Origin of the sequence: Kitasatospora sp. NPDC048540, from assembly GCF_040651175.1 — a bacterium.
In the GTDB taxonomy this organism is placed as follows: domain Bacteria; phylum Actinomycetota; class Actinomycetes; order Streptomycetales; family Streptomycetaceae; genus Kitasatospora.
On sequence record NZ_JBEZIR010000041.1, the window covers coordinates 1 to 14,414 of the forward strand.

The window sequence follows — 14,414 nt, forward strand, 5'->3', positions numbered from 1 at the left end:
GCGGCCGGAGCGGATCGGGGTGGTGCTCTCCGAGGAGTTCCAGCTCCACCCGGAGCAGTCCACCGACGCGATCGTGATCCACCACCCCGAGGCCAAGTACTTCAACGCCCGGTAATGTGCGCCTCGCGCTCCGTTCGCTGCAAAAGCCGGAGCCGGGCGTAAGCTTGATGATCCTGAACGGGCCGGTCCGCTGACCAGCGGGCCGGCCCGTGCCATCCCCCGGGATGGCCGGCTCTTCGGAAGGGACCATCGCATGACGACCGTTTCCACCTCCCCGCGTACCACCGGCGACGGCGCGGGCCTGCAGGCGGTCCTGCTCGACATGGACGGCACCCTGGTCGACACCGAGGACTTCTGGTGGCAGGCCGAGGCCTCGCTCTTCGCGGAGCTGGGCCACCAGCTGGACGAGGCGGACCGGGCGCACGTGGTCGGCGGGCCGATGAGCCGGGTGATCGACTACCTGCTGCAGCGCACCGGGGTGACCCTCACCCCGGAGGAGCTCACGGTGCTGATCAACCAGCGCTTCGTCGACCTGCTGGCCGGCGGGGTCCCGCTGATGCCGGGCGCCGAGCGGCTGCTGAACACCCTGGACGCGCACGGCATCCCGGCGGCCCTGGTCTCGGCCTCGCACCGGCACATCATCGACATCGTGCTGAAGAGCCTCGGCGCCCACCACTTCGCCTTCTCGGTGGCCGGTGACGAGGTGGTGCGCACCAAGCCGCACCCGGACCCCTACCTGGCGGCGGTCGCCCGGTTCGGCGCGGAGCCGGGCCGGTGCGTGGTGGTCGAGGACGCACCGACCGGCGTCCGGGCCGCCGAGGCGGCCGGGTGCCCGGTGATCGCGGTGCCGTCGGTGGCCGTGATCGAGCCCGGCCCGGGCCGGACGGTGCTGGCCTCGCTGGAGCAGGTGGATCTGGAGCTGCTGTTCGCGGTGGTCGCGGCCCGGGTGTGAGATTGCTCTCTTTGGGGGGTTTGGTCGTTTCCGTACCGCGCTGTAGCGGCAACGGTGCGTATCCGGGCGTGGGGGAGAAATCGGGCATTGGCTGACATCTCGTCGGCCGGCCCCCGGGTCGACGGGGAGACCCCCTCGCGCGGGCACTATTCGCACATGTTCGATGTGGCACGCTACGGGGGAGTCAGTGCCCAGCCCTCATGCCGCGTCAGCTCCGCCGCCGGGAAATCCCGTCGGCGGCGTGCCCGCGGCCGTACGGCCCTTCCACTCCTGCCCCACTCCGGCAGGTCCAGGAGGCCCCCGGCGCCCACCGCAGCCGGCCGCATGCAGAAGGAAACCCGAACCGAATGACTACCGCCAACCGTCTGGCTGTTCTCGGCTGCGCGGCCCTGGTGGCCTCGACGGCCGCCGGCTGCGCCTCCGCGACGAAGGTCGTCACGGGCGGTGACTCCAACGGTGCGATCACCATGGGCACCACCAACGTGACCACCGTGCTCGACCCGGCCGGCGCGTACGACGCCGGTTCCTGGATGATCCTGAACAACACCTTCCAGTCGCTGCTCAGCTTCCCGGCCGGCGCCACCGTGCCGCAGCCGGACGCGGCGCAGTCCTGCGAGTTCAGCGGCACCGACGCCAAGACCTACCACTGCACCCTGCGCAGCGGCCTGAAGTTCTCCAACGGCCACTCGCTGACCGCCGAGGACGTGGTCTTCTCCGTCCAGCGGATGATGAAGATCAACGACCCGAACGGCCCCTCCTCGCTGCTGTCCAGCATCGAGTCGGTGGAGGCCAAGGGCGACTCCGAGGTGACCTTCCACCTCGCCGGCCCGGACGCGGTGCTCCCGGCGAAGCTGGCCTCGGCGGCCGGCTCGATCGTCGACCACCAGGTCTTCCCGGCCGACAAGCTGCTGGACAACGCCAAGCTGATCGGCTCCGGCCCGTACAAGATCGACTCGATCGAGGAGATGGGCAGCGGCAGCCACGGCCCCGGCAAGGTGTCGCTGTCGGCCAACTCCAACTACAAGGGCGACGCCAAGCTGCAGAGCAGCAAGTTCGCGCTGCGCTACTTCGCCCAGGCGGATGACCTGAAGACGGCCCTGGACAAGGGTGAGGTCGACGTCGCCGACAACAGCCTCGAGCCCGCCGCCGCCGCCCAGATCAAGAACGACGAGCTGGCCGGCAAGGGCGACCTCAAGGTCGCCGAGGGCGACGGCGCCGAGACCCGCTTCCTGGTCTTCAACGCCAAGGACCCGGTCGCCGGCAACCTCGCCGTCCGCCAGGCCGCGGCCCAGCTGCTGGACCGCAAGGCGCTGGCCCGCGACGTCTACGCCGGTACCGTCCAGCCGCTGTACTCGGTGGTCCCCACCGGCATCACGGCCCACAACACCGCCTTCTTCGACAGGTACGGCGAGGCCGACCTCAACAAGGCCAAGAAGATCCTCGCCAACGCCAAGGTGACCACCCCGGTCAAGATCACCATGACCTGGTCGCGGGCCCGGGCGGGTGCCGACGAGCTGGAGCTGATCAAGAAGCAGCTCGAGGCCGGCGGTCTGTTCCAGGTCACCGTGGAGCAGGAGGCCAACTGGGACGCGTACAAGGAGGGCTGGAAGGCGGGCAAGTACCAGGCGTACACCGTCGGCTGGACCCCTGACTACGCCGACCCGGACGACTTCATCACCCCGCTGGTGGTCGACGGCGGAGCGTTCCACAACGGCTGGGACGACCCGAAGATCAGCCAGACCCTGGTGCCCGAGAGCATCAAGTCCACCGACCGGACGGCCGGCGGCAGCTACACCCAGATCCAGAAGCTGGTCGCCGAGGGCGTGCCGATGCTGCCGCTGTACCAGAGCAAGTCCTTCTTCGCCTCGCGCAACAACATCACCGGCATCGAGGGCACCATGGACACCACCGGCGTGGTGCGCTTCTGGGAGATCGGCCGGGTCAGCAAGAAGTGACCTGAGCCCGCCCCGGACACCGCGAACGGCCCGCCCCCTGCGTGGGGGCGGGCCGTTCGCGGTTCCGGCGTCCGGTGTCCGGTGTCCGCTCAGATCGAGCCGGGCCGCACCAGGCCGCTCTCGTACGCGTACACCGCGGCCTGCACCCGGTCGCGCAGCTGGAGCTTGGTCAGCACGTGCCCGACGTGGGTCTTCACGGTGGTCTCGCTGACGAACAGCTCGGCGGCGATCTCGGCGTTCGACAGGCCGCGGGCGACCAGTCTGAGCACCTCCACCTCGCGCTCGGTCAGCGCGGTCAGCGCCTGCGGCGGCAGGTCCTCTCCGGACGGCAGCCGGGTGGCGTACATGTCCAGCAGCCGGCGGGTGACCGAGGGCGCCAGCATCGCCGCGCCGTCCGCCACCACCCGGATCGCCTGCACCAGCTCCTCGGCCGGGACGTCCTTCAGCAGGAAGCCGCTGGCCCCCGCGCGCAGCGCCTCCACCACGTACTCGTCCAGGTCGAAGGTGGTCAGCACGAGCACCTTCGCCGGGCCGTCCCGGCCCGGGCCGGAGATCCGGCGGGTCGCCTCGACCCCGTCCATCCGGGGCATCCGGATGTCCATCAGCACCACGTCCGGCTGGAGCGCCCGGACCTGGTCCAGCGCCTGCTGGCCGTCCCCGGCCTCGCCGACCACCACCAGGTCCGGCTCGGCCTCCAGGATCATCCGGAAGCCGGTGCGCAGCAGTGGCTGGTCGTCCACCAGCAGCACTCGGATCGTCACCTGTGACTCCTCTTGCTCATCTCTTTGGTCCCCCGTCGGGACGGTCCTCGGTCCTCAGCCCTGGGCGGGCAGGGTGATGCTGATCGGCAGCGGGTACGGCGGCATGGTGCCGCCGAACTCCGGACAGGCGGACTTGTGGTCGCACCAGTCGCAGAGCCGGTTGCGGGTGGCGGGGAAGTCGCCGGTGGCGACCGCCCGCGAGATGGTCTCCCAGAGCGCCTCCAGCTTGCGCTCCACCGACAGCAGGTCGGCCTCGTCCGGGTCGTAGGTGACCACGTCGCCCCCGCCGCCGAGGTAGACCAGCTGCAGCCGCTTGGGGATGACGCCCTTCCAGCGCCACACCACCAAGGCGTAGAACTTCATCTGGAACATCGCCTTGCCCTCGAAGTCCCGCGAGGGCGCCCGGCCGGTCTTGTAGTCCACCAGCCGGACCTCACCGGTCGGCGCGACGTCGACCCGGTCGATGTACCCGCGCAGCAGCAGACCGGACTCCAGCGCCGTCTCGACGTAGAGCTCCCGCTCCACCGGGTGCAGCCGGGTCGGGTCCTCCAGCCGGAACCACTGCCCGAGCAGCTTCTCGGCGTCACCCAGCCAGCGGGCCAGCGCGGCGGCGGCCGCGGCCTCGTCCTCGCCGGGCAGGCCGAACAGCTCGGCCAGCTGCGGGCGCTCGCCCAGCAGCCGCTCCCACTGCGGGCGCAGCAGCCCGAGGGCCAGCTCCGGGGTGCGCTCGGCGGCCGGGCTGTCGAACAGCCGCTCCAGCACCGCGTGCACCAGGGTGCCGCGGGTGGCGGCCGGGCTGGGCGGCTCCGGGAGCCGGTCGATCACCCGCAGCCGGTAGAGCAGCGGGCAGGTCATGAAGTCGCCGGCCCGGGAGGGCGACAGGCCGGTCGGGGCGGTGGCCGGCCTCGGCTGCGCGGGCGCGGCGGGGTCGGGGTCGGTCTGCTGCATACCCAGACCCTATTGCCCGGCGCTCACATCTCGCTGTCAGGTCACTGAGCCGCGGGGAGATGGGCCGAAGAACACACCCCGAGCAGGGCACCGGCCGGGCCGGCGGCACCGGCGGTCCGTGCCGGCGGCACCAACGGGGGCGCACGCCGCGTTGAAAGGGGTATAGAGCCATCCGAGGGGCGCGCACCGAATCGCGCGCGCGATCACGTAGCGTGGGCGCACCGACCGGCGGTACCGAGGGCGAAGGGGCAGCGTGAGCGACACCAGGGGGCAACAGACCTCCGCGGGACCCGGGCCCCGAGACCCGGACGGGCCGGACGGGGACCAGCCGCGCGGCGGCATCCTGATGGGGCGCCCCTTCGGCGTGCCGGTGTACGTCACGCCGTCCTGGTTCGTGATCGCCGCACTGATCACCTGGCTGTTCGGCGGCCGGCTGACCGAGATCCTGCCCGACCTGGGCTACACCCGGTACCTGGTCGCGCTCTCCTTCGCGGTGGCGTTCTACGCCTCCGTACTGGTCCACGAGCTGGCCCACACCGTGGTCGCCAAGCACTACCGGCTCGGGGTCCGGCGGATCCGGCTGCAGTTCTTCGGCGGCGTCTCGGAGATCGAGAAGGAGGCCGAGACCCCGGCCCGGGAGTTCTGGCTGGCCTTCGTCGGCCCGCTGCTCTCGCTGGTCCTCGGCGGCCTGTTCTACCTGGCCATGCAGGGGGTCGAGGCGGGCACCGTACCGGGGGTGCTGCTGGCCGGGCTGACGGTCTCCAACCTGGTGGTCGCCGCGTTCAACCTGCTGCCCGGCCTCCCGCTGGACGGCGGCCGGATGCTGCGGGCCGTGGTCTGGGGCGTCACCGGCCGGCCGATGACGGGGACCGTCGCGGCCTCCTGGGCCGGGCGGGCCCTCGCGCTGGTGGTGCTGTTCGGGCTCCCGCTGTTCAGCGCCGCCCAGGCCGGACCCGGGCAGTCGACCGCCGACAGCCTGATCGACGGGGTGCTCGCCGCCGTGCTCGCGGTGATCATCTGGAACGGTGCCACCGCCGGGGTCCGCAACGCCCGCCTCAAGGAGGTCCTGCCCCGGATCACGGTCCGCGACTTCACCCGCCGCGCGGTCCACGTCACCGCCGACACCCCGCTCGGCGAGGCGATGCGGCAGGCCCGCGAGGCCGAGGCCGGCGCGATCCTGGTGGTGGACGGCCGGGGCGAGCCGGTCGGGCTGGTCAAGGAGCACGCCGTCAGCGGGATCCCCGAGCACCGGCGCCCCTGGATGGCGGTCGGCGCACTCGCCCGCGACCTGGAACCCGGCCTGCGGATCCCGCTCGACCTCACCGGAGAGCAACTGCTGGCCGCCCTGCGCCGCACCCCGGCCACCGAGTACCTGGTGGTCCGCCCGGACGGGACGCCGTACGGGGTGCTCACCCTGGCCGACCTGGAGCGGCGGCTGACCGCCGCACTGGCGGGACGTTCCTAGGACGGGCACTGGTCGGACGGGCGTCCGGCTTCCCCTAAGATTGTCCGCATGTCCGAACCGACCGGTGCCACCCGCCGACGCGGGCCCTTCCAGGTCGGGGACCAGGTTCAGCTGACCGACCCCAAGGGCCGTCACTACACGTTCACTCTGCAGGCCGGGAACCAGTTCCACACCCACAAGGGTGCGTTCCCCCACGACGAGCTGATCGGTGCCCCCGAGGGCACTGTTGTGCGTACCACGGGCAACGTGCCCTATCTGGCGCTGCGACCCCTGCTCCCCGACTACGTCCTGTCCATGCCCCGCGGTGCGGCGGTGATCTACCCCAAGGACGCGGGCCAGATCCTCGCCATGGCCGACATCTTCGCGGGCGCCCGCGTGGTCGAGGCCGGCGTCGGCTCCGGAGCGCTGAGCAGCTACCTGCTGCGCGCCGTCGGCGACACCGGCATGCTCGCCTCGTACGAGCGCCGCGAGGACTTCGCCGAGATCGCCAAGGGCAACGTCGAGCGCTACTTCGGCGGCCCGCACCCGGCGTGGAAGCTCACCGTCGGCGACCTCCAGGACAACCTGGTGGAGACCGACGTCGACCGCGTCATCCTCGACATGCTCGCCCCCTGGGAGTGCCTGGACGTCGCCTCCAAGGCGCTCGTCCCCGGCGGCCTGATCTGCTGCTACGTGGCCACCACCACGCAGATGTCGCGGACCGTCGAGGCGCTGCGCGACCACGGCACCTTCACCGAGCCGCAGGCCTGGGAGACCATGGTCCGCACCTGGCACCTGGAGGGCCTCGCGGTCCGCCCGGACCACCGGATGATCGGCCACACCGGGTTCCTGCTGACCGCCCGCCGGCTCGCCGACGGCGTGGAGCCGCCGCTGCGCCGCCGCCGCCCCGCCAAGGGTGCGTACGGCGAGGACTACGACACCGGTACCGAGCCCGAGCTCAGCCTCGCCGAGCGCGCCGCGGTCCGCCGCGCCGCCCGCCAGGCCGCCGCGCACGACGCGCGCGAACTCGACTGACCGTCACCGTGGACCACCCGCGAGGGGTGGCGCGCCGGGCACCCGCCCGGGGCGCCACCCATCGCGGCACACCACCGCTGACCTGCCGTCGGACCCGGTGCGGACAGGGCCGTCCGGGTGTGGGACGATGCTCGCTCACAGCACCCACCGTGCCGATCAGGGGCACCGTACCGGTGGAGGGGACTGCCTGGTGGAAGCAGCGGTCGAGACGGCGCAGACGATGACCGAGAACGGCGGACCGGGCATACCCGCCCACGCCCGCCCCGGACTGCGGCACTGGGCCCTGGTGGCCGCCGGCTGCGCCGCCGTGGTCGGCGGGGCGCTCGCCGCCACCCCGGCCACCGGCAGCGTCCGGGCCGCGGCCCCCACAGCCGCCACCCCCGCGCCGACAGCCGCCGCGCCCGACCCGGCCAAGGCCGAACTCCCGCTGGACTGCGGCCCGTTCCCGGTCGCCATCGGCTCCAGCTTCCCCGCTGACCTCGGCGGCAACCGCCCGGTCACCGTGGTCGCCGCCCACTGCGCCGCCGACAACGGCACCCCGCCCGACGGCATCTTCCTGCTCGGCCCCGGCACCGGCGGACGCCCGGTGGTGCTGGAGACCCTGCTGCGCCCCGAGGAGAACCTCACCGTCACCCGGCTCGCCCCGGCCGGCGGCTACGTCACCGCGCACGTCCAGGGGTACTCGGGCGAGGACGTGCCGCGCTGCTGCCCCGACGTGTCCGAGGACCTCAGCTGGGTCCGCCGGGACGGCCGCTGGACCCGCGGCGGGGGCGCCGCGCCGACCACCCAGGTCTGAGCGGGCCGGCGCACGCCCGGCGGCCGCGCCGGACGCTACTCGGCGTCCGGCCCGTAGACCTCGACCCGGTCGGCGACCCGGCGCACGTGGATGCAGTCGCCGGGGCAGTCCTTGGCGGAGTCCACCACGTCCTGAAGCAGCGTCAGCGGCACCGGCGCACTGTCGCCGGGCTGCTGGCGCAGCTCGTCGTCCGGGCCCTTCACGTAGGCCAGGCCGTCGATGTCGAGCTCGAAGACCTCCGGCGCGTACTGCACGCAGATACCGTCACCGGTGCACAGGTCCTGGTCGATCCATACTTCGAGCGCCTCGCCGGACTCCGACATGTCCCCTGCCGTTTCTGATCCGGGATGCCCCGATTTCGTAGGCAATCCCGCCATTCGTACAACGATCGCACCGCTTTCCACGGTCACGATCAGGTATTGACCCGATCGACGATACATCTGGTCCGCTTTGAATCGTCGGCCGGTGGGCATCTCCTCTACCAGAGGGGAAGCACGCGAGGGCGAAGATCGGACACGCCCACTCCATCTTTCTTGATCTAGGGGTTTACGGACCCCCGGTCCCAGGTAGGGTCTGGAAGCGTCCAGCTCCCCCAGGAGGAGGTGAGGACCGTGGCCGCCCACGATGACGACTACAACCGCAGCGCCGGCCGGCCTGCTCGTGGTTCCGACGAGGCCGCACAGGTCTCGTACCTTGAGCAGGAAATCGCTGTGCTGCGCCGCAAGCTGGCCGACTCGCCGCGAAACTCGAGAGTTCTCGAGGAGCGCATCGTCGAGCTCCAGACCAATCTGGCCGGGGTCTCCGCCCAGAACGAACGGCTCGCCTCCACACTCCGTGAGGCCCGCGACCAGATCGTGGCCCTCAAGGAGGAGGTCGACCGGCTCGCCCAGCCTCCCGCCGGATTCGGCACCTTCCTCAGCCGCAACGAGGACGGTACCGCCGACATCTTCACCGGTGGGCGCAAGCTCCGTGTGAACGTCAGCCCCAGCGTCGACCTCGAGGAGCTGCGCCGCGGCCAGGAGGTGATGCTCAACGAGGCGCTCAACGTCGTGGACGCGATGGCCTTCGAGAGCATCGGCGACATCGTCACCCTCAAGGAGGTCCTCGAGGACGGCGAGCGCGCCCTGGTCACCGGGCACACCGACGAGGAGCGCGTGGTCCGGCTCGCCGAGCCGCTGCACGGGGTGACGCTGCGCCCCGGCGACGCCCTGCTGCTGGAGCCCCGCTCCGGCTACGTGTACGAGGTGGTGCCGAAGTCCGAGGTCGAGGAGCTGGTCCTCGAGGAGGTCCCGGACATCGACTACCGGCAGATCGGCGGTCTGCACAACCAGATCGAGCAGATCCGCGACGCGGTCGAGCTGCCGTACCTGCACGCCGACCTGTTCCGGGAGTACGAGCTGCGCCCGCCCAAGGGCGTGCTGCTGTACGGCCCGCCCGGCTGCGGCAAGACGCTGATCGCCAAGGCGGTGGCCAACTCGCTGGCCAAGAAGGTCGCCGAGGTCACCGGCCGCCCGCAGGGCAAGAGCTACTTCCTCAACATCAAGGGCCCCGAGCTGCTCAACAAGTACGTCGGCGAGACCGAGCGGCAGATCCGCCTGGTCTTCCAGCGGGCCCGCGAGAAGGCCAGCGAGGGCACGCCCGTCATCGTCTTCTTCGACGAGATGGAGTCGCTGTTCCGCACCCGTGGATCGGGCGTCAGCTCGGACGTGGAGAACACCATCGTCCCGCAGCTGCTCGCCGAGATCGACGGTGTGGAGGGCCTGGAGAACGTCATCGTGATCGGCGCCTCCAACCGCGAGGACATGATCGACCCGGCGATCCTGCGGCCCGGCCGCCTGGACGTCAAGATCAAGATCGAGCGGCCGGACGCCGAGGCGGCCAAGGACATCTTCTCCAAGTACCTCAAGGAGACGCTGCCCTTCCACCCGGACGACGTCAAGGAGCACGACGGCTCGCTGCCGGCCACCGTGGCGGCGATGATCCAGTCCGTGGTGGAGCGGATGTACTCGGAGACCGAGGACAACCGCTTCCTGGAGGTCACCTACGCCAACGGTGACAAGGAGGTCCTGTACTTCAAGGACTTCAACTCCGGAGCCATGATCCAGAACATCGTGGACCGGGCGAAGAAGATGGCCATCAAGGACTTCCTCGACCACGGCCAGCGGGGCCTGCGCGTCTCCCACCTGCTCGCGGCCTGCGTCGACGAGTTCAAGGAGAACGAGGACCTGCCCAACACCACCAACCCGGACGACTGGGCCCGGATCTCGGGCAAGAAGGGCGAGCGGATCGTCTTCATCCGCACGCTGGTCACCGGCAAGCAGGGCGCCGAGTCCGGCCGCTCCATCGACACTGTCGCCAACACGGGGCAGTACCTCTAAGCGGCGGTCACCCTCCGTCCGGCTGCGGAGCCTACGGGCCCCGCGGCCGGACGGCGTGTCTCGGGGCCCGGCCGCAGGGGGCGGGCCAAGCTCGAACCGTCGGCGGCGGACCGCCGGCGGAGCCGAAAACAGCGGGACGTCAGTACCCCAGCCCGGCGGGGGCGGGGTACCGGGCAAGGAGGGCCGCATGACCGTACGGCGCGTGATGGGGATCGAGACCGAGTACGGAATCTCCGTGCCCGGCCACCCGAACGCCAACGCCATGCTCACCTCGTCCCAGATCGTCAACGCCTACGCGGCGGCGATGCACCGGGCCCGGCGGGCCCGCTGGGACTTCGAGGAGGAGAATCCGCTCCGCGACGCCCGGGGTTTCGACCTCGCGCGGGACGTCGCGGACGCCAGCCAGCTCACCGACGAGGACATCGGCCTCGCCAACGTCATCCTGACCAACGGCGCCCGGTTCTACGTCGACCACGCGCATCCCGAGTACAGCTCGCCCGAGGTCACCAACCCGCGCGACGCCGTGCTCTGGGACAAGGCCGGCGAGCGGATCATGGCCGAGGCGGCGGCCCGGGCCCTGGAACTGCCGAACGGGCAGCCGATCCACCTGTACAAGAACAACACCGACAACAAGGGCGCCTCCTACGGCACCCACGAGAACTACCTGATGAAGCGGGCGACCCCGTTCGCCGACATCGTCCGCCACCTGACCCCGTTCTTCGTCTCCCGCCAGGTGGTCACCGGCGCCGGCCGGGTGGGCCTCGGCCAGGACGGCTCCGCCAACGGCTTCCAGATCAGCCAGCGGGCGGACTACTTCGAGGTCGAGGTGGGCCTCGAGACCACCCTCAAGCGCCCGATCATCAACACCCGCGACGAGCCGCACGCCGACGCCGAGAAGTACCGCCGGCTGCACGTGATCATCGGCGACGCCAACCTCTCGGAGATCTCCACCTACCTCAAGCTGGGCACCACCTCGCTGGTGCTGTCGATGATCGAGGACGGTTTCATCGCCGTCGACCTCGCCGTCGACCAGCCGGTGCGCACCCTGCACCGGGTCTCCCACGACCCCGAGCTGGAGTACCTGATCACGCTGCGCAGCGGCCGCAGGCTGACCGCCGTCCAGTTGCAGATGGAGTACTGCGAGCTGGCCCGCAAGTACGTCGAGGACCGCTTCGGCCAGGACGCCGACGACCAGACCGTCGACGTCCTGGCGCGCTGGGAGGACGTGCTCGGCCGCCTGGAGCGCGACCCGATGAGCCTGTCCCGGCAGCTCGACTGGATCGCCAAGAAGGAGCTGCTGGAGGGCTACCGCCAGCGCGACGGGCTGGGCTGGGAGGCCCCGCGGCTGCACCTGGTCGATCTGCAGTACAGCGACGTACGGGCCGACAAGGGGCTGTACAACCGGCTGGTGGCGCGCAACAGGTTCGACCGGCTGCTGACCGAGGAGGAGGTCCAGCGGGCCGTCCTCAAGCCCCCGGAGGACACCCGGGCGTACTTCCGGGGCCGCTGTCTGGAGCAGTACGCCGAGCACGTGGCGGCCGCCTCCTGGGACTCGGTGATCTTCGACCTGCCCGGCCGGGACTCGCTCCAGCGGGTGCCGACCATGGAGCCGCTGCGGGGCACCAGGAACCACGTCAAGGAGCTGCTGGACCGCTGCCGGACCGCGGAGGAACTGGTCCGGGTGCTCTCCGGCGGGTAACTTTTCGATCACCACGGGTGAACGGCGCCCGGATGGGAATCATCCGGGGGACAGCCGAGCGTTGAACGATAACCGGGGGCGAGAGCCGCACCCTGTGGATAGGGTCTGACTCAAGCAGCAGACCAAGCCGTGCCAGACCGATCGAGCGGGGTGAGGGAAATGGCCAGTAAGGACACCGGTGGCGGCCAGCAGCGGGCGAACCGCTCCTCCGAGGAGGTCGAGGAGCAGGCCGCGGAGACGCAGGGCTCCGAGGACCTCAAGGAGCGCCAGGAAAAGCTCGGCGACGACGTCGACGCCGTGCTGGACGAAATCGACGAGGTCCTGGAGTCGAATGCGGAGGACTTCGTCCGCGGATTCGTGCAAAAGGGCGGCCAGTAGACCGGCCCGGGGGGCTTCCCCCGGGCCGGGAAAACCGTAGGGAATTCGGGGCGGGCAGCGCTGCAGGCGCCTATCGCGTCTGCGGCGCTGCGTGCTGTCCGGCCCGCGGTGCTCCGCCCCGGCCGACCTCCCGCAAGCGCACCCGGCCGGACATGTGGATCACGGCCGGGAAGCGGGTAAGGTCCGGGTCATCAGCTGCACTGATCGTCCATCGGAAGGATACGTGTGGAAGCCAACACTGGTGGCACCGGGCGTCTACCGGCTGCCTTCCTGACCCCGGGGTCCTCGTCGTTCTTCGACTTCCTGGCCCAGCATTCGCCGTCCCTGCTGCCCGGCGGCCGCACCCTTCCCGAGGGCCTGACGATCGAGGCGCCGCACGGCACCACGATCGTCTCGGCGGTGTTCGACGGCGGGGTGGTGATCGCCGGTGACCGCCGCGCGACCATGGGCAACGTGATCGCCCAGCGCGACATCGAGAAGGTCTTCCCGGCCGACGAGTACAGCGCGGTCGGCATCGCCGGCACCGCCGGCCTCGCGGTCGAGATGGTCCGGTTGTTCCAGCTGGAGCTGGAGCACTACGAGAAGATCGAGGGCGCGGTGCTCTCGCTGGAGGGCAAGGCCAACCGGCTCACCACGATGATCCGGTCCAACCTCGCGATGGCCATGCAGGGCCTGGCGGTGGTCCCGGTCTTCGCCGGCTACGACCTCGACCTCGGCCGGGGTCGGATCTTCACCTACGACGTCACCGGCGGCCGCTCCGAGGAGCGCGGGTTCGCCGCGACCGGCTCGGGTTCGGTCTTCGCCCGGGGCTCGATGAAGAAGCTCTACCGGGACGGCCTGAGCGCCGAGCAGGCGGCCACGCTCGCCGTCCAGGCGCTCTACGACGCCGCCGACGACGACTCCGCCACCGGTGGCCCGGACCTCGCCCGGGGCATCTACCCGATCGTCTCGGTGATCACCGAGGACGGCTTCCGCCGACTCGCCGACGAAGAGGTCTCCGCCATCGCGGCCTCCATCACGGCCGGCCGCCGCGACCACCCCAACGGCCCGCAGGCCCCGCTCCTCTAGCCCACCCGCGCTCCCATCGGAAAGGACGGTCCTCAGGTGTCCACACCGTTCTACGTCTCGCCCCAGCAGGCCATGGCGGACCGCGCGGAGTACGCCCGCAAGGGCATCGCCCGCGGGCGCAGCGTGGTCGTGCTGACCTACACCGACGGCATCCTGTTCGTCGCCGAGAACACCTCCCGGGCGCTGCACAAGGTGTCCGAGATCTACGACAAGATCGCCTTCGCCGCGGTCGGCCGGTACAACGAGTTCGAGAACCTGCGGATCGGCGGCGTGCGCTACGCCGACCTGCGCGGGTACTCCTACGACCGGGCCGACGTGACCGCCCGCGGCCTGGCCAACGTGTACGCGCAGACCCTGGGCACCATCTTCTCCTCGGTCGGCGAGAAGCCGTACGAGGTGGAGCTGATCGTCGCGGAGGTCGGCCGGACCGGCGAGGACGACCAGATCTACCGGCTGACCCCGGACGGTTCGGTGGTCGACGAGAAGAACTCGGTCGTGGTCGGCGGCAACGCCGACTCCATCGGCAACTACCTGGGCCAGCGTCACCGGGCCGGGCTGAACCTGGCCGAGGCGCTCAAGGTGGCGGTGGACGCACTCGCCCGCGACCCCAACGGGGGCTCCCCGCGCACGCTCACCCCCGAGCAGCTGGAGGTGGCGGTGCTGGACCGCCAGCGGCCCCAGCAGCGCAAGTTCAAGCGGATCCTGGGCGGCCAGCTGTCCCGGCTGCTGAGCGGCGACCAGAGCGCGGCCGACGACGCCGCGGACGAGCCGAAGGCCGCGGGCGCCGGCACCGCGGACGCCGACACCGGTACCGGCACCACCGGTGGGACCACCGGCGAGGAGTCCGCCGGGGAGTGACCCGGCGGTGTGGATCCCGTGCGGAGCGAGAAATCGAGCCGTGCGGGATTCACGTGCGCCTGCGGGGATTTGACGGCCCGCCGTGATCGGATTGGCATCGTCGGAGTGGGTTTCGAAAGGCCCGCGAAAGAGAAAAGATGCC

Annotated in this window: 13 protein-coding genes; 10 read left to right on the forward strand and 3 right to left on the reverse strand. The window is 71.0% G+C overall.

Features of this window, described 5'->3' with window-relative positions; all coding sequences use genetic code 11:
• The first annotated feature begins 253 nt into the window (after positions 1-253).
• Positions 254-952: an HAD family phosphatase gene (locus AB0D08_RS18055; RefSeq protein WP_033819228.1), complete on the forward strand. Its 699-nt coding sequence runs from the start codon at positions 254-256 to the stop codon at positions 950-952.
• 347 nt (positions 953-1,299) lie between these two features.
• Positions 1,300-2,907: an ABC transporter substrate-binding protein gene (locus tag AB0D08_RS18060; RefSeq protein WP_033819229.1), complete on the forward strand. Its 1,608-nt coding sequence runs from the start codon at positions 1,300-1,302 to the stop codon at positions 2,905-2,907.
• A gap of 89 nt (positions 2,908-2,996) precedes the next feature.
• On the opposite strand, the gene AB0D08_RS18065 is transcribed toward AB0D08_RS18060, so the two are convergent.
• Entirely contained in the window at positions 2,997-3,668 is a 672-nt protein-coding gene (locus AB0D08_RS18065) for a response regulator transcription factor (protein WP_033819230.1), read from the reverse strand.
• A gap of 54 nt (positions 3,669-3,722) precedes the next feature.
• Complete coding sequence (locus AB0D08_RS18070) at positions 3,723-4,616, reverse strand: RecB family exonuclease (protein ID WP_359889847.1); 894 nt, start codon at positions 4,614-4,616, stop codon at positions 3,723-3,725.
• 253 nt (positions 4,617-4,869) lie between these two features.
• On the opposite strand from AB0D08_RS18070, the gene AB0D08_RS18075 reads away from it, so the two are divergent.
• The 3 genes from AB0D08_RS18075 to AB0D08_RS18085 all read left to right on the forward strand — a co-directional run bounded on the left by AB0D08_RS18075 (position 4,870) and on the right by AB0D08_RS18085 (position 7,891).
• Positions 4,870-6,081 (forward strand): site-2 protease family protein, encoded by a 1,212-nt coding sequence (locus tag AB0D08_RS18075; RefSeq protein WP_033819232.1) that lies wholly within the window; start codon positions 4,870-4,872, stop codon positions 6,079-6,081.
• A gap of 48 nt (positions 6,082-6,129) precedes the next feature.
• On the forward strand, positions 6,130-7,095 hold the full coding sequence (locus AB0D08_RS18080) for a tRNA (adenine-N1)-methyltransferase (protein ID WP_033819233.1): 966 nt from the start codon (positions 6,130-6,132) through the stop codon (positions 7,093-7,095).
• 190 nt (positions 7,096-7,285) lie between these two features.
• Complete coding sequence (locus tag AB0D08_RS18085; protein WP_051812014.1) at positions 7,286-7,891, forward strand: hypothetical protein; 606 nt, start codon at positions 7,286-7,288, stop codon at positions 7,889-7,891.
• 35 nt (positions 7,892-7,926) lie between these two features.
• Here the strand turns inward: AB0D08_RS18085 and AB0D08_RS18090 are convergent, their stop codons facing one another.
• Entirely contained in the window at positions 7,927-8,214 is a 288-nt protein-coding gene (locus AB0D08_RS18090) for a ferredoxin (RefSeq protein WP_033819234.1), read from the reverse strand.
• A gap of 288 nt (positions 8,215-8,502) precedes the next feature.
• Between AB0D08_RS18090 and arc the strand changes: the two genes are divergently transcribed.
• The 5 genes from arc to prcA all read left to right on the forward strand — a co-directional run bounded on the left by arc (position 8,503) and on the right by prcA (position 14,272).
• Positions 8,503-10,269, forward strand: a complete 1,767-nt coding sequence (arc, locus tag AB0D08_RS18095; RefSeq protein ID WP_033819235.1) for a proteasome ATPase — start codon at positions 8,503-8,505, stop codon at positions 10,267-10,269.
• A 187-nt stretch (positions 10,270-10,456) separates the two neighbouring features.
• The gene (dop, locus tag AB0D08_RS18100; protein WP_033819236.1) at positions 10,457-11,968 is read left to right on the forward strand and encodes a depupylase/deamidase Dop; all 1,512 of its coding nucleotides are present in this window, start codon (positions 10,457-10,459) and stop codon (positions 11,966-11,968) included.
• 159 nt (positions 11,969-12,127) lie between these two features.
• Positions 12,128-12,346 (forward strand): ubiquitin-like protein Pup, encoded by a 219-nt coding sequence (locus AB0D08_RS18105; protein WP_033819237.1) that lies wholly within the window; start codon positions 12,128-12,130, stop codon positions 12,344-12,346.
• A gap of 225 nt (positions 12,347-12,571) precedes the next feature.
• Entirely contained in the window at positions 12,572-13,414 is an 843-nt protein-coding gene (gene prcB / locus AB0D08_RS18110; RefSeq protein WP_033819238.1) for a proteasome subunit beta, read from the forward strand.
• Positions 13,415-13,450: 36 nt separating this feature from the next.
• Entirely contained in the window at positions 13,451-14,272 is an 822-nt protein-coding gene (gene prcA, locus AB0D08_RS18115) for a proteasome subunit alpha (protein ID WP_359889853.1), read from the forward strand.
• Positions 14,273-14,414 lie beyond the last annotated feature (142 nt).

Coding starts and splice junctions, on each gene's coding strand:
- AB0D08_RS18080 (WP_033819233.1), top strand. CDS start 6,130: ATGTCCGAACCGACCGGTGCCACCCGCCGACGCGGGCCCTTCCAGGTC.
- AB0D08_RS18070 (WP_359889847.1), bottom strand. CDS start 4,616: ATGCAGCAGACCGACCCCGACCCCGCCGCGCCCGCGCAGCCGAGGCCG.
- AB0D08_RS18055 (WP_033819228.1), top strand. CDS start 254: ATGACGACCGTTTCCACCTCCCCGCGTACCACCGGCGACGGCGCGGGC.
- AB0D08_RS18060 (WP_033819229.1), top strand. CDS start 1,300: ATGACTACCGCCAACCGTCTGGCTGTTCTCGGCTGCGCGGCCCTGGTG.
- AB0D08_RS18090 (WP_033819234.1), bottom strand. CDS start 8,214: ATGTCGGAGTCCGGCGAGGCGCTCGAAGTATGGATCGACCAGGACCTG.
- AB0D08_RS18105 (WP_033819237.1), top strand. CDS start 12,128: ATGGCCAGTAAGGACACCGGTGGCGGCCAGCAGCGGGCGAACCGCTCC.
- dop (WP_033819236.1), top strand. CDS start 10,457: ATGACCGTACGGCGCGTGATGGGGATCGAGACCGAGTACGGAATCTCC.